23 protein-coding genes and 1 riboswitch are annotated in these 22,181 nt (G+C 55.8%); of the genes, 21 read left to right on the forward strand and 2 right to left on the reverse strand.

Features of this window, described 5'->3' with window-relative positions; all coding sequences use genetic code 11:
- The first annotated feature begins 39 nt into the window (after positions 1-39).
- The 12 genes from MOTHE_RS04930 (at position 40) to MOTHE_RS04985 (ending at position 11,330) form a co-directional block, all read left to right on the forward strand.
- Positions 40-1,188 (forward strand): D-alanyl-D-alanine carboxypeptidase family protein, encoded by a 1,149-nt coding sequence (locus tag MOTHE_RS04930; protein ID WP_162490050.1) that lies wholly within the window; start codon positions 40-42, stop codon positions 1,186-1,188.
- 21 nt (positions 1,189-1,209) lie between these two features.
- Entirely contained in the window at positions 1,210-2,475 is a 1,266-nt protein-coding gene (locus MOTHE_RS04935; protein ID WP_011392573.1) for a M16 family metallopeptidase, read from the forward strand.
- Positions 2,476-2,549: 74 nt separating this feature from the next.
- Complete coding sequence (locus tag MOTHE_RS04940; protein WP_053095223.1) at positions 2,550-2,927, forward strand: dUTPase; 378 nt, start codon at positions 2,550-2,552, stop codon at positions 2,925-2,927.
- Between the two features lie 42 nt (positions 2,928-2,969).
- Positions 2,970-3,284, forward strand: a complete 315-nt coding sequence (locus MOTHE_RS04945; RefSeq protein ID WP_011392575.1) for a hypothetical protein — start codon at positions 2,970-2,972, stop codon at positions 3,282-3,284.
- A gap of 9 nt (positions 3,285-3,293) precedes the next feature.
- Positions 3,294-3,557, forward strand: coding sequence for a YlmC/YmxH family sporulation protein (locus tag MOTHE_RS04950; RefSeq protein ID WP_025774520.1), 264 nt, complete (start codon positions 3,294-3,296; stop codon positions 3,555-3,557).
- A gap of 61 nt (positions 3,558-3,618) precedes the next feature.
- A riboswitch (Lysine riboswitch) is annotated at positions 3,619-3,790 on the forward strand.
- Between the two features lie 59 nt (positions 3,791-3,849).
- Positions 3,850-4,680 (forward strand): 4-hydroxy-tetrahydrodipicolinate reductase, encoded by an 831-nt coding sequence (gene dapB, locus MOTHE_RS04955; protein WP_053095224.1) that lies wholly within the window; start codon positions 3,850-3,852, stop codon positions 4,678-4,680.
- A gap of 95 nt (positions 4,681-4,775) precedes the next feature.
- Positions 4,776-5,669, forward strand: a complete 894-nt coding sequence (gene dpsA, locus MOTHE_RS04960; protein ID WP_011392578.1) for a dipicolinate synthase subunit DpsA — start codon at positions 4,776-4,778, stop codon at positions 5,667-5,669.
- A gap of 22 nt (positions 5,670-5,691) precedes the next feature.
- Complete coding sequence (locus tag MOTHE_RS04965; RefSeq protein WP_011392579.1) at positions 5,692-6,300, forward strand: dipicolinate synthase subunit B; 609 nt, start codon at positions 5,692-5,694, stop codon at positions 6,298-6,300.
- A gap of 11 nt (positions 6,301-6,311) precedes the next feature.
- Positions 6,312-7,319, forward strand: coding sequence for an aspartate-semialdehyde dehydrogenase (locus MOTHE_RS04970; protein ID WP_011392580.1), 1,008 nt, complete (start codon positions 6,312-6,314; stop codon positions 7,317-7,319).
- An 84-nt stretch (positions 7,320-7,403) separates the two neighbouring features.
- Positions 7,404-8,645 (forward strand): aspartate kinase, encoded by a 1,242-nt coding sequence (gene dapG / locus MOTHE_RS04975; RefSeq protein ID WP_053094743.1) that lies wholly within the window; start codon positions 7,404-7,406, stop codon positions 8,643-8,645.
- A complete protein-coding gene (dapA, locus tag MOTHE_RS04980; protein ID WP_011392582.1) occupies positions 8,632-9,510 on the forward strand; it encodes a 4-hydroxy-tetrahydrodipicolinate synthase in 879 nt (292 codons plus the stop codon). Before dapG ends, dapA begins: the two co-directional genes overlap by 14 nt.
- Before the next feature lie 152 nt (positions 9,511-9,662).
- A complete protein-coding gene (locus MOTHE_RS04985; RefSeq protein ID WP_011392583.1) occupies positions 9,663-11,330 on the forward strand; it encodes a ribonuclease J in 1,668 nt (555 codons plus the stop codon).
- Positions 11,331-11,398: 68 nt separating this feature from the next.
- Here MOTHE_RS04985 and MOTHE_RS04990 read toward each other — a convergent pair whose 3' ends face one another.
- Both MOTHE_RS04990 and MOTHE_RS04995 read right to left on the reverse strand, forming a co-directional pair.
- Positions 11,399-11,665, reverse strand: coding sequence for a YlzJ-like family protein (locus MOTHE_RS04990; protein WP_011392584.1), 267 nt, complete (start codon positions 11,663-11,665; stop codon positions 11,399-11,401).
- Positions 11,665-12,444 carry a ClpP family protease gene (locus tag MOTHE_RS04995; protein ID WP_053094744.1) on the reverse strand — a complete coding sequence of 260 codons (780 nt, stop codon included), beginning with the start codon at positions 12,442-12,444 and terminating at the stop codon, positions 11,665-11,667. The genes MOTHE_RS04990 and MOTHE_RS04995 overlap by 1 nt, the downstream gene beginning before the upstream one ends.
- 173 nt (positions 12,445-12,617) lie before the next feature.
- Here MOTHE_RS04995 and MOTHE_RS05000 point away from each other — a divergent pair, with 173 nt between their 5' ends.
- The 9 genes from MOTHE_RS05000 (at position 12,618) to MOTHE_RS05040 (ending at position 21,909) form a co-directional block, all read left to right on the forward strand.
- Positions 12,618-14,924, forward strand: a complete 2,307-nt coding sequence (locus MOTHE_RS05000) for a DNA translocase FtsK (RefSeq protein WP_236683287.1) — start codon at positions 12,618-12,620, stop codon at positions 14,922-14,924.
- A gap of 55 nt (positions 14,925-14,979) precedes the next feature.
- Positions 14,980-15,729, forward strand: coding sequence for a helix-turn-helix domain-containing protein (locus MOTHE_RS05005; RefSeq protein ID WP_011392587.1), 750 nt, complete (start codon positions 14,980-14,982; stop codon positions 15,727-15,729).
- On the forward strand, positions 15,726-17,024 hold the full coding sequence (gene rimO, locus MOTHE_RS05010; protein WP_011392588.1) for a 30S ribosomal protein S12 methylthiotransferase RimO: 1,299 nt from the start codon (positions 15,726-15,728) through the stop codon (positions 17,022-17,024). The genes MOTHE_RS05005 and rimO overlap by 4 nt, the downstream gene beginning before the upstream one ends.
- Positions 17,021-17,539, forward strand: a complete 519-nt coding sequence (gene pgsA, locus MOTHE_RS05015; RefSeq protein ID WP_011392589.1) for a CDP-diacylglycerol--glycerol-3-phosphate 3-phosphatidyltransferase — start codon at positions 17,021-17,023, stop codon at positions 17,537-17,539. Before rimO ends, pgsA begins: the two co-directional genes overlap by 4 nt.
- Before the next feature lie 95 nt (positions 17,540-17,634).
- On the forward strand, positions 17,635-18,174 hold the full coding sequence (locus MOTHE_RS05020) for a hypothetical protein (RefSeq protein WP_011392590.1): 540 nt from the start codon (positions 17,635-17,637) through the stop codon (positions 18,172-18,174).
- Positions 18,174-19,658 (forward strand): AAA family ATPase, encoded by a 1,485-nt coding sequence (locus tag MOTHE_RS05025; RefSeq protein ID WP_011392591.1) that lies wholly within the window; start codon positions 18,174-18,176, stop codon positions 19,656-19,658. The genes MOTHE_RS05020 and MOTHE_RS05025 overlap by 1 nt, the downstream gene beginning before the upstream one ends.
- A 70-nt stretch (positions 19,659-19,728) precedes the next feature.
- Positions 19,729-20,286, forward strand: coding sequence for an RNA 2',3'-cyclic phosphodiesterase (thpR, locus tag MOTHE_RS05030; protein WP_011392592.1), 558 nt, complete (start codon positions 19,729-19,731; stop codon positions 20,284-20,286).
- 95 nt (positions 20,287-20,381) lie between these two features.
- Positions 20,382-21,428, forward strand: a complete 1,047-nt coding sequence (recA, locus tag MOTHE_RS05035; protein ID WP_011392593.1) for a recombinase RecA — start codon at positions 20,382-20,384, stop codon at positions 21,426-21,428.
- Positions 21,406-21,909: a regulatory protein RecX gene (locus tag MOTHE_RS05040; RefSeq protein ID WP_080997181.1), complete on the forward strand. Its 504-nt coding sequence runs from the start codon at positions 21,406-21,408 to the stop codon at positions 21,907-21,909. The genes recA and MOTHE_RS05040 overlap by 23 nt, the downstream gene beginning before the upstream one ends.
- The last annotated feature ends 272 nt before the right edge of the window (positions 21,910-22,181 follow it).

The raw sequence follows: 22,181 nt of genomic DNA on the forward strand, positions 1-22,181 counted from the left end.
GGCCCGAAAAAGCAGGGAATTTTCCAGGGAGTGAAGCATGTGAAACATGTAGTCCTGATTTTAGCGCTGGTTGTTTTTTGTTTCCTGGGTTCCAGCCCGGTAAAGGCGGCTGATGAACTTCAAATTACGGCGCCGGCGGCCGTTTTGATGGAAGCAAGCACAGGGCAGGTCCTTTATGAGCGAGGTGCCAGGGAAAAGCGACCCCCGGCAAGCACGACGAAGATCATGACGGCCATCCTGGCCCTGGAGTTGGGCCGGCTCGATACCCCTATTAAGGTAAGCGAAAATGCCGCTACCACCCCGGGGGCCAGTATCTACCTGCAAAAGGGGGAAGTTTTGACCCTGGGGGATTTAGTAAAAGGGGCTCTCCTTGAATCCGGTAACGATGCCACCGTAGCCATTGCCGAGGGACTGGCCGGTTCCGAGGCCGGCTTTGCCTTCTTGATGAACCGCAAGGCCTGGCTCCTGGGAGCCCGTACGACCCACTTCAATAACCCCAACGGTCTCCCTGATCCGGGCCATTATACCTCAGCCTACGACCTGGCCTTAATAGCCCGCTATGCCCTGGGTAACCCTGTCTTTCGCCGCCTGGTGGCCACAGTTGAAGACCAGATCCCGGGACCGGATGGGGTACGCCATCTCTATAATACCAACCGCCTCCTGGAAAGCTACCCCGGGGCCGACGGGGTCAAGACCGGCACTACCGCAGCCGCCGGCCAGTGCCTGGTGGCCTCGGCGACAAGGGGGGGCCGCCAGTTGATTGCCGTGGTCCTGGGCAGCGCTGATCGTTACGGCGACACCAGGACCCTCCTGGATTATGGCTTTAAAAATTTTTATTGCGAAATGGTGAAAGCCGGGGAACCCCTGGGCCAGGTATATATTCCCAACGGAGAAATGACCAGCATCGGCGTGGCCCCGGCTATGGACGCTGGCTTCACGGCACCCCTGGCCCGGAGCGGCCAGCTGGAAAAAAAGGTGCTTTTACCGCGTGCCGCCAGGGCGCCGGTAAGAAAGGGTCAGGAATTGGGGCGGGTGCAGATACTTTTCGCAGGCCGTGAGGTCGCGGCCGCTCCCCTGGTGGCCACCGGGGATGTCAGGGCAATTCCCTGGTGGTCGCGGTTAATCTCCCTGGGTAGTAATATTTTTCATGCCGGCAGGTTTTCGGCCCTTCTGGAACGAAATAGATGAAAAAAAGTTAGGGGGAAGGGAATGTACCAGAAAGAAATCCTGGAGAACGGTATCCGGATAGTCTCCGAGGAAATCCCCTTTGTTAATTCCGTAGCCCTGGGCGTATGGGTACGGACCGGGTCCCGTAACGAGGATGAGGATAACCAGGGCGTTTCCCACTTTCTGGAGCACCTTTTGTTTAAGGGGACTACCAGGCGTACTGCCAGGCAGATAGCGGAGGAACTGGAAGCAGTCGGCGGGGTCATCAATGCCTTCACAACTAAAGAATATACCTGCTTTTACAGCCGGGTCCTGGCGGAACACCTGGACCTGGCTATCGATGTTTTAAGCGATATGTTTTTTAATTCCCTCCTGGCCCCGGAAGATATCGAGAAGGAAAAAAGGGTGATCCTGGAGGAAATTAAAATGTACGAGGACTCCCCGGATGAATTGATCCACGACCTTTTTGCCCGGACCATCTGGCCGGGCCATCCCCTGGGAAGGGCTATCCTGGGGACCTATGAAACAGTGGCTGCTTTAAACCGGGATCTCATATACCGCTACTACCAGGAACAGTATAATTGCGCCAATATTGTCCTGGCTGCTGCCGGTAAGTTTAATACCTCCGAACTGATAGTCAAACTGGAAGCATCCTTCGGCCGGCAAAGGCGTCCGGGCAAGGCAGCCCAATTCCACCCGCCTGTAAACCGGGCGGCCACCAGTATGCAGGTCAAGGATACGGAACAGGTCCAGATCTGCCTGGGTGTGCCGGGACTGGCCCAGGATGATCCAGCTATTTATGCTGTCCAGGCCTTAAACAATATCCTGGGGGGCGGCCTGAGTTCCCGCCTTTTCCAGCTTATCCGGGAAGAACGCGCCCTGGCCTATTCTGTCTATTCCTACCATGCCGGTTTCGGCGACAGCGGCCTCTTTACTGTTTACGCCGGTACCAGCCCGGATAATTACCGGCAGGTGGTGCAACTGGTTCTGGAAGAACTGGCGTCCCTGAAGAACAACGGCGTTACCGAAGAGGAGTTAAAAAGGACCAAGGACCAGATCCGGGGCAATCTTCTCCTGGGTCAGGAGAGTGTCAGCCAGCGTATGAGCCGCCTGGGGAAAACGGAGGTTTCTTTTGGCCGGGTAATCACGGCCGAAGAAGTAATCGAGCGCCTGAACCAGGTTACGAGGGATGACGTCCAGGCCCTGGCGCAGCGGCTTTTCCGGCCGGAATACCTATCCCTGACCGCCCTGGGGCCGGAGGTAGAACCCCTGGACTTGGCCGCCATCGCCAGCTCCGCAGGGTTGTAGGGGAGCCCCCATTGAGGGCAGGTCTAGAGCAGGGATTGATTACTGCGATAAAAGGCGATAGGGAGGAGAAACCGGTGGACCGTTTGGAACATATCTTCGAACTCCAGGAGCGCTTTGACCGGGACCTGGCCCGGCGGCGGCAGCTGCCAGATTATAGCCCCGCTGAGTGGATCCAGAAAGAAGTCCTGGCTATAGTCGCCGAGCTGGGAGAGCTCCTGGACGAAGTAAACTTTAAGTGGTGGAAGAATCCCCACCCATTGGACCACGAGGCCATTAAGGGGGAACTGGTGGATATCCTGCATTTCCTGGTCAGCATGTGCCTCAAAGCCGGGATTACAGCTGAGGATTTTTACCAGGCCTATTTGGCCAAAAACCAGGTGAATTTTCGTCGCCAGCAAGGCCTGACGGACCAGAAGGAATATGCCGCCGGGTGGGCGGACAAGGAAGAATAAAAGGGCTATTCCCCCTCATAGGTTTTAGAGGGGTGATAGCGTATGGAAATAGTTCTGCTCCTGGCACTTTTGTTACTCCTCTTTTTCGTGGCCCTCTGGCTCAAGGTGCACCATTACCGGAGCAGTAATGTCGAGGCGGTGGCCAGCCCTGCATCCAGGGCTCTGGCCGAGTTAGTAGCTGTGGCCGGTGGGATCTACCTGTCCCTGGTTCTCCTGGTAAGCTTTTTAAAAATCAACCTGCCAGAGGTGATTACCATCGGTCGGGTCCAGGTCGACCCCCTGGCCATAGTCGCCCTTCTGGTAGCTTTCCTCCAGCCCGTGTTTTTCAGCCTCTGGCCCCGGTTCAAAGGGCGGTAGGTGGTGCACATGCGCTTTACAGAACTCATGGGAAAGGAGATAATTAACCTCTACGACGGTTCCCGGCTGGGTAATTTCGCCGATGCCGATCTGGTCCTGGATGCGGATGAGGGCAGGGTAGCGGCGATTATTTTGCCGCCGCGGGGAGGTTGGCGTTCCCTTTTTGGTAGCCGTCAGGAACTCCTCATACCCTGGGAGGCGGTTCGTAAGGTGGGCAATGAGTTAGTGGTGGTCGATATGGATCCGACCTACAGCCGCCGCCAGAAAGATTGACAGTTCTCTTCCCCGGTGGTATCATAGGGGCAACAAATTAAAACTAACCTCATCTCGTGTGCAGTGGGGTAGAGGTGCAGCCGGCAAGAGTATTACCGGTGAGGGGGGCCCCGGTGAACTGGTAAGAAAGGGCCTGGCTGCCGAAGGGAGATGGCTGGCCCGGGCCGTCTTCCTGGGCCGGTGGCTGAATAAGCACCGGACTGTCACCATCACGGTGGAGCGCTACTCACACGATGCGGCCTGGCGAGATGAGTATTCTGGTGATCCGGGAGAAAACCGGGGCGGGATGCTCATGGTTTTCTCTTATTTTTTTAGCGAGGTGATAGCCACGATACGAGTTGTTGTAACCGGAGCGGCCGGCCGTATGGGCCGGGAGATGACGCGGGGATTGTTGCAAACAGAGGACATTGCCGTGGTCGGGGCCGTAGACCGCCGGGAAGTAGGCGTAGATATCGGTTCTTTGAACGGTCTCCCCCCGGCGGGAGTAATCATCCAGGAGGATTTGGCCGGGGTGATCGCCAGTGCCCGGCCCGAGGTTATGGTCGATTTTACAGTAGCTGCGGCGGCCCTGGCCAACGCCCGGCTGGCAGTGGAGCAGGGCGTTAGCCCGGTGATTGGCACCACCGGCATTAGCCTGGAGCGGCTGGATGAATTACACCAGCTCTGTGAGGCCCGCCAGGTCGGGGCGGTAGTCGCTCCAAATTTTTCCTTGGGAGCAATCTTGATGATGCATTTTGCCGAAGAAGCGGCCCGTTATTTCCCACGGGCGGAGATCATTGAAATACATCATGACCAGAAAATCGACGCCCCTTCGGGAACGGCCCTGAAAACAGCTGAATTGATGGCTGCCCGGGTAAACCGTCCCCTTACGCCGTCCCCGGCGGAAGAAAAGGTGGCCGGCGCCAGGGGTGCTACTTACCAGGGCCTGGCTGTCCACAGCGTTCGCCTGCCGGGGGCGGTAGCCCACCAGGAGGTAATATTTGGGGGGCAGGGCCAGCTTTTGACCATTCGCCACGATACCACCAGCCGGGAAGCCTTTTTACCCGGGCTGCTCCTGGCTATAAAGAAGGTCCGCCAGCTCAAGGGGGTGGTCTACGGGCTGGAAAACCTGCTGGAATTTTAGACCTGGCACCTCCCGGAAGGGCTCCACATATATTGCAAGTAGTACAGGTGTACTATTAGTACAGGTGTACTAAGTTTGCAGGAGGTCGTTCCGGGATGGGTGGGATGCTAACAGGCATTAAAGTGGCAATGCTGGGGGGCGATGCCCGGGAAGCAATCCTCCTGGAGGAATTGCTGCGGCAGGGAGCTGAGGTCCAGGCCTGCGGCCTACCAGAAGTACCAGGAGGGGGCGGTTATGCCTGTTATGATGATCCCCGCGCGACCGTCCGGGGAGTACGGGTAGTCATCCTGCCGGTACCGGGGGTCAACTCCGAGGGCCGGATTCACGCCCCCGGGAGCCAGCAGCCCCTTTATTTCAACCAGGAACTGGCGGAAGCCATACCAGCAGGGACCCTGGTCCTGGTGGGAGTCGCCCGCCCCCTGCTCAAGGAAATGGCAATTACTGGGGGCTGGCAACTAGTTGAAACGGCAGATAGGGATGAAATGGCGATTTTGAACTCTATTCCTACTGCCGAAGGAGCCTTGATGCTGGCCATGCAGGAGTTGCCTATTACCCTCCACGGTAGCCGGGCCTTTGTCCTGGGGCTGGGGCGGACTGGTTTTACCCTGGCCCGCATGTTGGCCGGAGTAGGGGCCCTGGTAACGGTGGTCGACCGGGGCGCGGCCGACCGGGCGCGGGCCTATGCCGAAGGGTGGCGGGCGGTAGCCTTTACTGACCTGGCAGGAGTAATCGGGGAGGCAGATGTGATTTTTAATACTGTGCCCGCCCAGGTCCTGACAGCGTCCGTTTTGGCTGCCACCAGCCCGGGGGTCCTGATTATTGACCTGGCATCGGCTCCCGGTGGGATAGATTTTGCCGCTGCTACCGCCATGAAACGCCGGGCCATGCTGGCACCCGGGCTACCGGGGAAGGTCGCTCCCCGGACGGCGGGGCTTATCCTGGCCCGCCTCTATCCTACCCTGATCTTAGAGTGCCTGGAACGGCTGTAAACCCTACGGAGGTGCTTTTAAAATGTTACAGGGTAAAAAAGTAGGGTTTGCCGTCACCGGTTCTCACTGTACCCTGGCTGCGGTGATGCCCGAACTGGCCAGGGTGATCGCCGAAGGGGCAGAGGTTGTACCCATCATCTCCCCGGCTGTTAGGGATAGTGATACTCGTTATGGCACCAGCAGTTACTGGCGGGCCGAAGTGGAACGGATTACTGGCCATAAGGCCATTGATACTATTGTTGCGGCCGAACCCATTGGCCCCCAAAAACTCTTTGATATTCTCGTTATAGCTCCATGTACCGGTAACACCCTGGCCAAACTGGCTAACGGGATTACCGATACCCCGGTTTTAATGGCCGCCAAGGCTCAGTTACGCAACCTGCGACCGGTAGTGCTGGCCATTGCCAGTAACGATGGCCTGGGGGCCAATGCTGTCAACCTGGGCCGGATTATGAACACTAAAAATATCTACCTGGTTCCCTTTGGTCAGGATGATCCAGAAAAGAAACCCAACTCCTTGGTAGCCAGGATGGATTTGCTTGTTGCTACCATCGTGGCAGCCCTGGAGGGCAGGCAGATTCAGCCTGTTTTAATGGGGTCTCCGGAAAAGGGGCAGGTGACAGGAGGATAGATCAAACAGCGATGGCGAATTTGAATGTTGCCGTAGTAGGTACCGGAGCTGTAGGCCAGACCATGCTTAAAGTTCTGGAGGAAAGGAATTTTCCCGTCGGCAGGTTAAAGGTCCTGGCGACCAGTCGCTCCGCAGGAAAGAAAGTCACCTTCAAGGGCGAGGAGTACCGCGTTGAGGAAACCACTCCGGAATCCTTCGCCGGGGTTAACGTAGCCCTCTTTGCCGGGGGTGAAGCCAGTAAAATCTTTGGCCGGGCGGCGGTGGCCGCCGGAGCAGTGGTAATTGATAATAGCAATAACTTCCGTATGGATCCGGAGGTACCCTTGGTGGTACCGGAGGTTAATCCCCAGGATGTACGCTGGCATAAAGGGCTGATTGCCAACCCCAACTGCTCCACCATTCAGATGGTGGTTGCCCTGAAGCCCCTGTATGACGCCGCCGGCATCAAGCGGGTAGTAGTCTCGACCTACCAGGCTGTTTCTGGCGCCGGCCAGGAAGCCATCGATGAGCTGCGGAAACAGAGCCAGCAGGTCTTGGAGGGCAGGGAAGTGAGCGGCAGGGTCTTCCCCTGGCAGATTGCCTTCAACTGCCTGCCCCATATCGATATCTTCCTGGAGAACGGTTATAGCAAGGAAGAAATGAAGATGGTCAACGAGACCAAGAAAATTATGGGAGATAATGATATCCGGGTGACGGCCACCACGGTACGGGTTCCGGTCTTTAACGGCCATTCGGAAGCAATTAATGTAGAGACAAGGGAAAAGCTGACGGCCTCCCAGGCCAGGGAACTCTTGAGCCGGGCCCCCGGGGTGGTGGTAGTCGACGATCTTGATAATAAGGCCTATCCCCTGGCCATCCAGGCCGACGGCCGGGACGAGGTATTCGTCGGGCGTATCCGGGAGGATTTCTCCATTGCCAACGGCCTGAACCTGTGGGTGGTTGCCGATAACCTGCGCAAGGGTGCAGCGACCAATGCCGTGCAGATTGCCGAATTACTGCTGCAGGAAGGCCTTCTTTAGGAAAAAAGTAAAAGTTTTAACCCCGGCGCACCCGGCTCCAGGCCTGGCAGGGTATTAATAAACAAGTAAAGAGGGGTGGCCGGCGTGAAGGTCCTGGTCCAAAAGTTCGGTGGTACGTCGGTAGCCAGTCCCGAGCAACGACTGGTGGTAACCGGGCATATCGAAAGGGCCTGCCGGGTGGGTTACCAGGTGGTAGTAGTCGTTTCGGCTATGAGGCGCCGGGGCGCGCCCTATGCTACCGATACCCTCCTTGAACTGCTGGGGGATAACGAGGTTGAGCCCCGGGAGCGGGATCTCCTCCTGGCTTGTGGCGAGGTTATTTCCGGGGTGGTCCTGACCGGGCTCCTTAAAAGTAAGGATCTGCCGGCAGTTTTCCTGACGGGAGGCCAGGCCGGCATCATTACCGACGCCCAGTTTGGGGATGCCCGTATTCTTAGGGTTGAACCGCGCCGGATTCAATCCTACCTTGACCAGGGCCGGGTAGTGGTGGTAGCCGGTTTCCAGGGAGTCACTGAATCCGGGGAAGTAACCACTCTAGGCCGTGGTGGCAGCGACACCACGGCGGTGGCCCTGGGAGTGGCCTTGGGTGCGGAAGCAGTTGAAATTTTTACCGATGTGGATGGGGTTAAAACTGCCGACCCACATATTGTCAGCGATGCCAGGACCCTGAGCACCATCACCTACAATGAGGTTTGTCAGATGGCCTATGAAGGGGCGAAGGTCATCCACCCCCGAGCCGTAGAAATAGCCCGGCAGAAGAATATTCCCTTACGGATCAAGTCAACCTTTAATGACGGCCCTGGTACCCTGGTGGTAGCCTGGCAACCGGGGGTCACCGGCGTCCATATCAGCCGGGACCGGGTCATTACCGGCATTACCCACATGGACGGTCTGACCCAGTTGCGGGTTTCCCTCCCCTCAGGGGAGGGAGCCGGGGAGGTTTTCCCGCTGCTGGCTCAAAATAATATCAGCGTGGACTTTATCAATATCTTTCCCGGGGAACTGGTCTTTACCGTTAAAAGCGAGGTTGCCCGGCAGGCCCGGGAACTGATTGAAGGGCTGGGCCTGAAGGTGACTGCCCGCCCCAGTTGCGCCAAGGTGGCCACGGTAGGGGCCGGTATGCGCGGCGTACCCGGGGTCATGGCTACCATTGTTACGGCCCTGGAGCGGGAGGGCATTAAAATTCTCCAGTCAGCAGATTCCTATACTTCTATCTGGTGCCTGGTGGACAGGAAGGATATGGAACGGGCCGTACAAACCCTTCATCGGGAGTTTAAACTTAACGACGGTAAAACAGGCGAGGTGAAAGTTTATGCAGTGGGGTAGGATCCTCACAGCAATGGTGACTCCCTTTACAGCGGACGGGAAATTAGATTTAGACGGTGCCCGCAGGCTGGCCGCCTACCTGGTAGACCACGGCAGCGACGGGTTGGTGGTTGCCGGTACTACCGGGGAATCGCCGACCCTGACCCACGAGGAAAAAATAGCCCTTTTCCGGGAGGTTAAAAAAGCAGTAGGCGACCGGGCGGCAGTCATCGCCGGTACAGGTACTAATTCCACCGCCGCCAGTATTGAACTCTCCCGGGAAGCCGAGGCCCTGGGGGTAGACGGCTTGATGCTCGTAGTACCCTATTACAACCGGCCATCCCAGGAGGGCCTTTACCAGCATTTTAAAGCTATAGCAGCGGCCACCACCCTGCCTATTATCCTATATAATATTCCTTCCCGTACCGGGCGCAATATGGATGCGGCTACAACCCTACGTCTGGCTGAGATCAAGAATATCAAGGCCGTAAAAGAGGCCAGCGGCGATCTGGACCAGGCAACGGCTATCCTGCGGCAGGCGCCGGCCGATTTTCTGGTATATAGCGGCGACGACTCCCTGACCCTGCCCCTGATGGCTGTGGGTGGTTACGGCATAATCAGTGTCGTCGCCCACGTGGCCGGCGAAAAGATGCAGGCCATGGTCAGGGCCTTTACTGCCGGGGATGTCCAGGGGGCGGCAGCTCTTCACCGGGAACTCTTTCCCCTCTTTAAAGCCCTCTTTATAACCAGTAACCCGGTGCCGGTAAAGGAAGCCTTGCAGATGTTGGGACTGCCGGCCGGCCCGGTGCGTTTGCCCCTGGTGGGGGCCACCCGGGAGGAGAAGGAGAAAATCGCTGCTGCATTGAAGGAAACAGGCCTGTTATAGTCCCCGAAAAGGTTGCAAGCCGGGACCAGATAGGGTATAATAAAAATAGCTGGTTTAGAACGTAAATAGTACCGGGTCGGCGAACTGCAGGCCCGGTATTTAATTGGCGCCTCAGGTTTGCTTCTTTGAAAACTGAAGATGGAGGTGGATTAATGGCCGAAAATGAGCGTAAGGTTTCCTTGATCCCCCTAGGTGGCCTCGGGGAAATCGGCAAGAACATGATGGCGATCAGGTACGGAAACAGCATACTGGTCATCGATTGTGGCTTGACCTTTCCCGAGGATGAATTGCTGGGTGTCGATGTGGTCATCCCGGATTACACCTACCTGCTAGAAAACCGGCAAATGGTAAAGGGGATTATAGTCACCCACGGCCATGAAGATCATATCGGGGCCCTGCCCTATGTTTTAAAGGATCTAAATGTACCGGTTTATGGAACCAAACTAACCCTGGCCCTGATTCAGGCTAAACTGAAGGAACAGGGTAACTTTAACGGTGTCCGGCTGCAGCAGGTGAAGCCCAGGGATACTTTAAAAATCGGCCCTTTCAGGGTTGAGTTTATTCACGTCAGCCATTCCATTGCCGATACTGTCGCCCTGGCTATTCATACGCCGGTGGGCACCATCGTCCACACCAGCGATTTTAAAATCGATTATACACCAATCGACGGGGAAGTCTTTGATTTCTATAAGTTTGCCGAGCTGGGTGAAAAGGGCGTCCTGGTGCTAATGTCGGACAGCACCAATGTTGAACGCCCGGGCTTTACCATGTCCGAACGCGTAGTCGGTGGGACCTTTGATGAGGTGTTTCGCCGGGCACGGGAACGGATAATTATCGCCAGCTTCGCATCCAATATCCACCGGGTCCAGCAGATAATATCTACGGCTTACAAGTACAATCGCAAAGTAGCTGTGGTAGGCCGCAGCATGGTAAACGTGGTCAATATTGCCCAGGAGATTGGGTACCTGAATATCCCGGAAGGTACTCTGGTGGAGCTGAGCGAACTGGCGCACTTGCCTAAAAACCAGACGGTAATCATATCCACCGGCAGCCAGGGGGAGCCAATGTCGGCCCTGACCCGGATTGCCCGGAATGATCACCGCCAGATTGAAATTGTTCCAGGGGATACGGTGATTATTTCCGCCTTGCCCATCCCGGGCAATGAAAAACTGGTGGCGCGAACGGTAGACCAGCTGTTTAAACAGGGTGCCGATGTCTATCATGAAGCCGTTGAAGGGGTTCACGTTTCCGGTCACGCCAGTCAGGAGGAATTGAAACTGGTTCTCAGCCTGGTCAAGCCCAAGTTTTTCGTCCCCGTTCACGGCGAGTACCGCATGTTGATTAAACACGCCCGCCTGGCCGAAGAGCTGGGAATACCCCCGGAAAACATTTTTGTGGCTGAGAACGGCCAGGTAATGGAGTTTACCAGGGAGGAAGGTAACTTTAATGGCCGCGTCACCGCCGGTCGTCTCCTGATTGACGGCCTGGGAGTGGGTGATGTGGGCAATATCGTCCTGCGGGATCGCAAACAACTGGCCCAGGACGGCCTGCTCATTGTGGTCCTTACCCTGAGTAAAGAAACCGGAAGTGTAGTCGCCGGGCCGGATATTATCTCGCGGGGATTTGTCTACGTACGCGAGAGTGAGGAACTGCTGGATGAGGCCAAAGAAAGGGTCCGCCAGGCCCTTGATAAGTGTAGTGAACGCAAGGTAAATGACTGGTCAACCATTAAAGGCAATATTCGCGATAACCTGAGTAAATTCCTCTACGAGAAAACCAGGCGGCGCCCCATGATCCTGCCTATTATTATGGAGGTGTAGCTACTAAAGAACCGGTGCCACGGGCACCGGTTCTTTGCTGCCAGCTTGGGAGTACGGAACTTGAGGCTTTATAATCCTGCAGGCTTTATATTATTGAGACTGCGGGGGTCGATTATGCTTTTCGGGGCAAAGCTGATAATGCACCCCGGCTGGTAGGGGCTATATAAATAGTCGGCCGGGTCAGTACTCAAAAGGCGGGTTATCCGGGCCTGGTTGAAGCCCAGGGGTTCGATTTCCAGGGTTAAGCGACCCACTCTGAACTCCTGCCGCTGGGGGCAGAAGTCATCCATACCCTCCCAGATAAGCTCCGGGGGCAAGGGGCTGTAGACATACACTAGTGTCGCCTCCCCGGACCGGGAGAGCCTGCCGCGATGAGTTCCTTCACTTTCCGGACGGCAGACGCCAGGCCACCGACTTCATCGATTAACCCTACTCTAACGGCATCCTGGCCGACCAGGATGGTACCGATATCCCGGGCCAATTCCCCAGTCTGGAACATCAGCCGCCGCAGCTCCTGCTCCGATATGTTGGCGTGCTCGACTATAAAACGGATGACCCGGTCCTGCATCTTGTCCAGGTATTCATAAGTCTGGGGCACACCGATGACCAGGCCGGTAAGGCGGATAGGGTGGATGGTCATGGTTGCCGTCTCGGCAATGAAGGAATAATTTGCCGCAACGGAAATGGGCACGCCGATACTATGCCCGCCACCCAGGACCAGGGAAACCACCGGCTTGGACATGCTGACCAGCATTTCGGCAATTGCCAGGCCTGCTTCGACATCACCGCCGACGGTATTTAAGACCACCAGAAGGCCCTTGATGCTGGGATCCTGTTCTACGGCTACCAGCTGGGGAATAATATGTTCATATTTGGTAGTCTTGTTCTGGGGTGGCATTACCAGGTGCCCCTCGATCTGGCCGACTATCTGCAGGCAGTGGATTTCACTTTTAAAGTCAGGAATATTGGCCTGCCCTAGCTCTCTGATGTTTTCTACCTCGGGATTGGCGGGACGGTGCCCAATATTACCCCGGGCTGGTTCCCTCTGGGGCTGGGGTGGGGGCGTTGCCGGCTGGTTGGGTACCGGATTGGGATTAATATCGGGACCAGGCATTTTAGCTTTCCTCCTTCTTGGTAAACCCTCATTCATTAGATTGGCTTAGATTAGTATAAGGATTAAAAGGGGTTAACATACATTGATACTTTTTAAAGGCGGTGCAAGGAATCTGGCCGCCCAGCGTAGAATAGTAGCAACCGGGGTGATGGAAAATGCCTCCTGCCAGGATCATGAGTGAGAAGATAAAAAACGAGATCATGGGTGTAGCCCTGGTGGCGCTATCCTTTCTCTGCCTGGCGGGCCTCTATGTACTTGATCTTGGATATGTGAGTTCAGCGGCCAGTATCGGTGCTATTGGCCAGCTGCTGGTCCAGTTTTTAAGGGCCATGACTGGGGAGGGTAAATACTTATTTCCCCTTCTGATGGCTGGCTGGGGAATAAGGCTCATTATTGGCGGCAGGGTTAAGGATTCCCGGCCCAGGCTGGCCGGAGGGATATTACTTTTTATAACCCTTTTAAGCGCCCTGCATCAGCCTTTAGTGAACGGTAACAGCTATAAGGAAGTCTTGGCGAGCGGCCTGGCCGGCGAGGGTGGCGGTTTCATCGGTGCTGTGGTAGGTTTGATGCTGAAGTCTATTTTTGGTCGCCTGGGTACCTGGATTGTTTTGGCTGCTTTGACGATAATTTCTTTTCTCCTGGCTACGGGGATTTCCTTGAGCCGTATACTACGCCGCATCGGGGAGGGGTTAGGAAGAGTAGTCCCTGCTATTAAGGCCTGGCTCCTGGCTTTCCTTTTTACCGAAGTTGACGAAGAGGAACCGGTTGCGAAAAAGGAAAAGGGAAAAAGAAGGAAAAACAGGAAAGGATCCCAGCCGGAAGAACAGGAGGCAGTACCGGTAGTCATCAATCCTCCACCCGAACCCCAGCCGGTAATTACGCCGGCTATTAGCAAAGAGGAACCAGTTCCGGTCAAGGTATATCCTGAGAGTACCCTCCCTCCTGTTGCCGAGGAAGACAAAAAAAACCGGCGGCGACCCAAGGTTAACCTCCAGGCGGACAACGCCGCTGTCCCTGAGGAAGGAGGTGCTTCGGAACCGGCCGGGACATATGTCCTGCCACCATTAAGCCTTTTAAGTCGTCCAGTAAGGGTTAAAAATCCCCGCCTGGAAAAGGATATTACCGACAGGATTAAGATCCTGGAGGATACCTTTGACAGTTTTGGAGTCAAGGTGAAGGTAACCCAGGTTAGCTGTGGCCCGGCTGTTACCCGTTACGAGGTCCACCCGGCGCCGGGGGTAAAAGTGAGCCGGATCGTCAGCCTGGCCGACGATATAGCTTTGAGCCTGGCAGCTGCCCAGGTGCGCATCGAGGCTCCCATTCCCGGCAAGTCGGCCGTGGGCATTGAAGTACCCAATAAGGAGATCGCCGTCGTTCACCTGCGGGAAGTGCTGGAAGACCCGACCTTTACCGAAGCCAGCAGCCGTTTGACGGTAGCCCTTGGTAAGGATATTGCCGGCAATCCGGTCATTGCCGACCTGGCCAAGATGCCCCACCTGCTCATTGCCGGGGCTACCGGTTCCGGTAAGAGCGTGTGCTTAAACGCCCTTATCTGCAGCCTGCTCTTTAAAGCCACTCCCCAGGAATTGAAGCTTTTAATGATTGATCCCAAGATGGTGGAGCTAACCCAGTATAACGGTATCCCCCACCTGCTGGCCCCGGTGGTCAGCCAGCCCAAAAAGGCTGCGACCGCCCTCCACTGGATGGTCAATGAGATGGAGAAACGTTACCAGCTTTTTGCTGAAACAGGAGTCAAGGATATTACCAGATACAACCGTCTCCAGCAAAAGGAGAATAACGGCCAGGAAGCCCTCCCCCTGGTGGTCGTTTTGATTGATGAACTGGCCGACTTGATGATGGTTGCTCCAGCAGATGTAGAAGACGCCATTTGCCGCCTGGCCCAGATGGCCAGGGCGGCTGGTATCCATCTGGTTGTCGCCACCCAGCGACCCTCGGTAGACGTTATTACCGGTTTAATCAAGGCCAATATCTCATCGCGGATTGCCTTTGCGGTTTCCTCCCAGGTTGATTCCCGGACTATCCTGGATATGGCCGGGGCTGAACGGCTCATGGGAAGGGGCGATATGCTTTTCCTTCCTATCGGAGCCAGTAAACCCATTCGCGTCCAGGGGGTTTATGTCTCCGACCGGGAGGTTGAGGACCTGGTTACCTATGTGAAGCAACAGGGCCGGCCGGAATACAATCCTAATTTTTTAAAGGGTGAAGAGGTCGGGGAAGAAAATAACGAAGCCACGGACGAGCTTTTCCCGGCTGCCGTCAGGGTGGTCCTGGAAACGGGCCAGGCTTCGATCTCCATGCTCCAGCGGCGCCTGCGGGTAGGCTATACCAGGGCGGCACGGCTGATGGATATGATGGAAGCCAGGGGATTTGTAGGCGGTCATGAAGGAACCAAACCCCGGGCCATCCTCACCAATTGGGACGAATACCAGGAACTATTTGGCGCAAATGATGAAACCTAAGGGCAGGAATCTTCCTGATTGGTGTCGAAGACTTAGAGTACCAGGAGGTGAGGCTATGGGACAGGTAGGCGAGATCCTTCGCTCTACACGCCAGGAAAAGGGAATATCCCTGCGAGAAGCTGAAGAAGCCACCAAAATCCGCCTGAAATACCTTGAGGCCCTTGAAAATGGAACCTATGATGAAATTCCCGGGCGGGTGTACGCCCTGGGCTTTTTACGTAATTATGCCCGCTTCCTGGGGCTGGACCCTGCAGAATTAACCGCCCTGTTTAAGGAAGAATACCCCCCTAAAGAGGAATCTTACCAGGTAGAGGAACCACCCGGTATAACCACACCCCGGTTAACCACCAGGGGATGGGGCCGCTGGTTACTTATCCTGGGAGTTATCCTGGTCCTCTGGGGCGTGAATCGTTTATATAATTATTATCGCCCTTCGCCGGAGCAGTCACCGGCACCGCCGCCGGTTACCGAACCGGCACCAGCAACGCCCGCACCTGTAACCCCAGTGCAGCCAGCTTCACCACCGTCCCAGGTCCAGGGAGTGGAAGTTAAGATCCGGGCTACCGGGAATTGTTGGGTAGGAGCAGTCGTCGACGGTAAGGCCGATTTCTCCGGGACTCTCAAGCCCGGGGATGAAAAGGTCTTCCAGGGAAAGGATAAAGTAAGTGTAACCCTGGGGAGCGCCGGCGCCGTCGAGGTAACCCTCAACGGCCAGGTTCAGCCACCACTTGGTAAAGCAGGGAGTGTTGTTACCTTTGAGGCTGATAAGGGCGCAAACCAGTTGCGCATAATTAAAAAGCAATGATTAGAGTTGCTGTTATAACCCTCGGTTGTCCTAAAAACCAGGTAGAAAGCGAATATATGCTGGGGATCCTGGAAAAGAACCACCTGGAAGTGGTAAGCGATCCCCGGCAGGCGGAAGTAGTAATCATTAACACCTGCAGCTTTATTACCGCGGCACGGGAAGAGGCTTTAGATACGATCCTGGAGCTGGCCCGGGCTGCCAATCACCCGCGGTTAATTGTTGCCGGTTGCCTGGCCCAGCAATACGCCTCCGAGTTGTGGCAGGAATTGCCGGAGGCGGCAGCCTTTATCGGACCCGGGGCCACAGGCCGCTTGCCGGAAATTATTAACCGGGTATTAAAGGGTGAGAGGGTGCTGGATGTACCCGGCCCGGAAATGATTACCGGGGAATTGCCACGCCTTATCGAAGATGGGAAGCCCTTTGCCTATTTAAAGATTGCCGAGGGTTGCAATAACCGTTGTACTTACTGTACTATCCCTTCCATCAAGGGGCCCTATCGCAGCCGGCCCCTGGAGAAAGTGGTAGCCGAGGCCGTTTCTCTGGCGGCCAGGGGCATAAAAGAGCTGGTCCTGGTAGCCCAGGATACCACGGCGTACGGCCTGGATTGTTACGGAGAGTACCGCCTGCCGGAACTCCTGCGCCGCCTGGCCAGGATTGAGGGGATAGAGTGGGTGCGTCTACTCTACGCCTACCCGACCAGGATCACCCCGGAATTGATCGAGGTAATGGCTACTGAGCCCGGGGTGGTACCTTACCTGGATCTACCCCTGCAGCATGCCAGTGAAGGCGTCTTGAGACGAATGGGCCGTCCCGGGACGGGAGCGGCGGGCCTGAGAGCTATAGAAAGCCTGCGGCGGGCCATACCGGAGATAACCATACGCTCTACCTTTATCGTGGGCTTTCCCGGAGAGGAAGAGGAGGATTTTCAAATCCTTCTTGACTTCCTTACTGACGCCCGGTTGGACTGGGTGGGGGCTTTTAAATTCTCTCCCGAGGAAGGTACAATAGCGGCGAGCCTTCCAGGTCAGGTACCAGAAGAGGTGAAGGAAGAACGTTACCAGAGGTTAATGCTCCACCAGCAATCCATCACCAGGGCCTGCAATGAAGGCTGGCTGGGCCGGGAGGTCCAGGTTTTGAAGGAAGGGCCGGAGGTAGGGCGCAGTATGCGCCAGGCCCCGGAAGTAGACGGTGTGGTATATGTTAAGGGAGATCCCTCACCAGCCGGTAGCATGGTTACAGTGAAGCTGACCCAGCTTTATAATATCTATGACTTTCTGGGGGAGATTAAGTTATGACCCTTGCCAACCGGGTGACCATGTTGCGCCTGATGCTGGTGCCATTATTTGTATTTTTTATCCTTCGCCCCTGGGGGCCCGGGTATTATCTGGCCGCCGGGTTGTTTCTCCTGGCGGCGGCTACCGATGGCCTGGACGGTTACCTGGCCCGCAGGCGCGCTGAGGTAAGCGGGCTGGGCAAGTTGCTGGATCCCCTGGTAGATAAACTCCTGGTCACTACGGCTTTAGTTTTACTGGTACAGATGCACCTGGTCCCCGGGTGGGCTGTAGTGCTCATTATAGGCCGGGAATTCTTAATCAGTGGCCTGCGTCAGGTAGCTGCCGGCGAAGGGTTAATCCTGGCCGCCAGCTACTGGGGTAAAATCAAGACTTTTGCCCAGGTGATAGCTGTGGTCGCCCTCCTGGTAGGTATACCCTGGGCATTACTAATCCTCTATGGCGCCCTGGCCCTGACCCTGATCTCGGGGTTCCATTACTTTTTCTTAAATCGGGAACTCCTTTATCGGCTGGGATAAAGGAATGGTGGCAGGACTGCCAGGTAATTCATAAGGTCTAAAACCAAATAATTTGCTATAATTGAAGGTGTTACCTTGGAGAGGAGTGTTAAAGATTGCACTTCAAAGGGTGGCGCCTTCATTTTGTTTTGCTTGCAGCCCTTTTGAGTTTAAGCCTCTTGACGGGGGGGCAATGGGCCTACCAGCACTTCGGCCAGGAAAAGCCCCTGGCCAGGGCCCTGGAAGCGGTGCCCGGGGTCCAGGGAGTCCAGATAACCTCCGGGACAAGTGGCCTGGAGGTCGGTGTAACCCTCGGCCAGGTGGCTGACCTACAACAAACTTACAAGCAGCTGGAAAAGGTAATCCAGGGGATATATGGCCAGCAACCGGTCAAAGTTGTCATCAAGGATAATCCCTCGCCTGTTTTGGACAGGCTCTGGCAGGCCAGCCAGTATTCTGTTTACGAGGCTTCCGTCCGTGGCAATTTTACCACCATGGCCACCAGTATTGCGCAACTGGCCAGCAAAGCCGGTGTCCCCGACTATGCTATCAATATTGATGAAAGGAACATTTATCTCCAGTTCAGGCAGGGACAGAATTACCTTTACCGGATAATACCCAGGCAGAATAATAGCCAGCAGGGAGGAGGAGTGTAGTGCTTAAGGAGACTAGTGCCGGTACCGTTATTGGAGTACTGGTATTTCTGACCCTTAAAGGCTTTGATATCACCCCTCTTCTTCTCCTGGCCGGGGTAGGATTCCTCGCTTATTGGTTGATTGAAAAAAAGGGTATGCTTTCTTCAACCTTTGGTGGTAAATCCTACATCCCGGCAGTCCCTATCTCCTTTGCCGACATTGGCGGCCAGGAAACAGCCATCCGGGAACTGAAAGAAGCCCTGGAGTTTTTATTGCGGAGCAAGCAGGTAAGGGCGATGGGTATCCGCCCCTTGAAGGGCATCCTTTTAAGCGGGCCGCCGGGAACCGGTAAGACCCTGATGGCCAGGGCGGCAGCTACCTACACCGATGCCGTCTTCCTGGCTGCCAGCGGTAGTGAGTTCATCGAGATGTATGCCGGGGTTGGTGCCCAGCGGGTGCGGGAACTTTTTAACCGGGCCCGGGAACTGGCCCGGCGCCAGCAAAAAAAACGGGCCATTATCTTTATTGACGAATTGGAAGTCCTGGGGGGTAAACGGGGAAGCCATACCTCCCACCTGGAATACGACCAGACCCTTAATCAGCTCCTGGTCGAGATGGACGGTTTAAAAGAAGACCAGGATGTCCAGATTCTAGTTATTGGAGCCACCAACCGGGCCGATCTCCTTGACCCGGCCCTCCTGCGGCCGGGACGTTTTGACCGGCAGGTCAGGGTTGATTTACCAGACCGGGAGGGGCGCCTGGCCATTTTAAAACTGCATACAGCCAATAAACCCTTAGGACCGAAAACCGACCTGGAGGCTATAGCCAGGGAGACCTTCGGCTTTTCCGGAGCCCACCTGGAAAGCGTGGCCAACGAGGCCGCTATCCTCGCCCTGCGGGAAAAAGCACCGGTCATTGAGCAGCGGCACCTGCTGGAGGCGGTTGATAAAGTAATGCTGGGCGAGAAACTGGGCCGTAAGCCGACGCCGGAAGAGTTATACCGGCTGGCCATCCATGAAGCCGGCCACGCCGTAGCCGCTGAGCTGTTACGACCAGGGTCGGTTTCCCATGTCACCATAACCTCCAGGGGCCAGGCCCTGGGCTATACCAGGCAAAAGCCCGAGCACGACATCTACCTTTATACCCGGGACTATCTCGAAGTTCAGATAGCCATCTGCCTGGCAGGGGCGGTGGCCGAGACCCTGGTCCTGGGCAACCGCAGTACAGGTTCCCTCAACGATTTTAAAGAATCCATCCGCCTGGCCCGAGTAATTATAACTTCGGGTTTATCAGACCTGGGGGTAGTTGGGGAAGAGAACCTATCCAAGGAGCAAATGCACACCGCCTCGACAACAATTATTAACCAGGAAGAAGAAAAGGTCGTTTCCCTCCTGCAACCCCACCTGCCGGTTTTAAAGGAACTGGCCCGCAATCTGGTAGAAAAGGAAACTATCACTGGTCGGGAATTACGGAACCTCCTGCAGGAGCAGGCCAAAGCTTCTTGAAAAAATTGGTCGCGTCAAGGAGGATTATGGGGCCTCGAGGGCGAATAAGTTCTGGAAACAGGTGATCGCTATGCGACTCTTTATTGCCATTAACTTTTCCACGGCCATGGTCGCGAGTCTGGCCCGGTTGCAGGCGGAATTGCGCCAGTTACCGGTCCCGGTGAAATGGGTGAATCCGAACAGTATCCACCTGACCCTAAAGTTTTTGGGGGAGGTGGACCCGGCCCGGCTTGAGGAAACAGGTAAGGCCCTGGAAAGGGCCACCATGGGGATCAATCCCTGGGATTTGGAAGTAAAGGGAACCGGCGTTTTCCCCAACTGGCGGTCACCGCGGGTTATCTGGGCTGGGGTGGAATCAGAGGCCCCTTTATATGACCTCCAGCGACAGGTGACGCAGGAATACCTGGCCCTGGGGTTTAAGGCTGACACCTTTACCCCCCATTTAACCCTCGGACGCCTGCGACCGGGGGTTGCTGGCGGCATCCTGCGGGAGAAGTTGCAAAGCCTGGCCAATGTTTCCTGGGGCCGGGAAAGGGTAACAGCCGTAAGCCTCATGGAGAGCCAGTTAAGCCCCCGCGGCGCCAATTACCGCCCCCTTTTAACCCTCAATCTACCCATTAGAGTTTAGTGGTGATAACGGCTCGTTACCAGCCTGCCCACCAGGGGATTATTGACGGCGATGAGCGTCACCAGCTAAAGGAAGAGTCTTTTTTGAGGAGGCGAATGCAACGCGTGGTCATAAATGAAAAACAACGGGCTCTGGAAATGGCCCTGAGCCAGATTGAGCGCCATTTCGGTAAAGGTTCCATCATGCGGCTGGGTGAAACCGGCGCCCGCCTCAATGTTGAGGCCATCTCCACCGGAGCCCTGCCCCTGGATCTGGCCCTGGGAGTAGGGGGGTTGCCCCGGGGGCGGGTAATAGAGATCTTTGGCCCGGAATCCTCCGGTAAAACTACTGTAGCCCTACATGTCATTGCCGAAGCCCAGCGGGCCGGGGGTACAGCAGCCTTTATCGATGCCGAACATGCCCTGGACCCAGTCTACGCCCACAACCTGGGAGTAGATACGGATAACCTGCTGGTGTCCCAGCCCGATACCGGGGAACAGGCCCTGGAGATAGCTGAAGCCTTGGTACGCAGCGGGGCTATTGACGTTATCGTCATCGACTCGGTGGCCGCCCTGGTACCCCGGGCCGAACTGGAGGGAGAGATGGGCGATGCCCATGTAGGTCTCCAGGCGCGGTTAATGTCCCAGGCTTTGCGTAAATTGGCAGGGATTATCTCCAAATCGCGGACGGTGGCCATTTTCATCAACCAGCTACGGGAAAAGGTGGGAGTCCTCTTCGGCAACCCTGAGACTACCCCCGGTGGCCGTGCCCTGAAGTTTTATGCTTCCGTACGTCTGGATGTCCGTAAAGTAGAACAGCTAAAAGCCGGGACAGAGATAGTCGGCAATCGAACCAGGGTCAAGGTTGTTAAGAATAAGGTAGCACCACCTTTTCGCCAGGCCGAATTTGACATTATCTACGGCCGGGGAATCGACCGCGAGGGCTGCCTCCTGGATATGGGGACTGAACTGGATATCATTAAAAAGAGCGGTGCCTGGTATTCCCTGGGGGAAGACCGCCTGGGACAGGGACGCGAAGCCGCCAAGGATTTCCTCCGAGAACACCCCGATCTGGCTGCCGCCCTCGAGACCAAGATCCGGGAAAAAGCAGGCTTAATTAACTTTACGGCCGGGAAAGAAGATGCCACTTCGGGGGAAGACTGAATCGACTCCGGCTGTTGCCTGGGAGTATGCCCTCAAACTGCTAACCTATCGCCCGCGTAGCGAAGGGGAGATGATGCGGCGTTTACAGGCCAGGGGTTTTGCTTCCCGGATAGTGACGGCCACGGTAAATAAACTAAAAGAGGTCGGCCTTCTAGATGATGAACGCTTTGCGTGCGACCTGGCTACCTACCGGTTGGCCACCCGGCCGGTGGGCCGTATACGCTTGCAACAAGAACTGCAGCAGCGTGGAGTGACCCCCCAGCTGGCGGCCGCTACAGTAAAAGACCTGCTGACCCCGGAAACCGAAATGGCTGCAGCCAGGAAGCTGGCGCAGAAATATCGGCGGCGGCCCGGGGAAGATGACCGGCGGTTTTCCCGGCGCCTGGCCCGTTTTCTCTGGCAACGCGGGTACGATGGGGAGATAATCCGGGGGGTACTTGCGGAAATACATACCAGAGATAATATTGACAGGCACCGTTAAAAAGAAATATAATAAGGCTGGGAGAAACTAGGTATAGGATTACTACCATAACCTTTATTGAATGATTTCACTACCGGGTTTGGCCTGGATGGAATATAATAACTTTTTGACCGGACAGTTGATGGTCTAATTGTTTAGAGGTTCCCAACAGGCGAGATAGGTCCTGGTTTTGAACCAAATAAAGGCTATTTGGTAGGTATTCCTATGGTTAAGCCGAGTTTCGACTCGGCTTTATTTTGTGAGCGGGAGGTGAAAAACAATTCAATATATCT

Origin of the sequence: Moorella thermoacetica (assembly GCF_001267405.1) — a bacterium.
GTDB lineage: Bacteria > Bacillota > DSM-521 > Neomoorellales > Neomoorellaceae > Neomoorella > Neomoorella thermoacetica.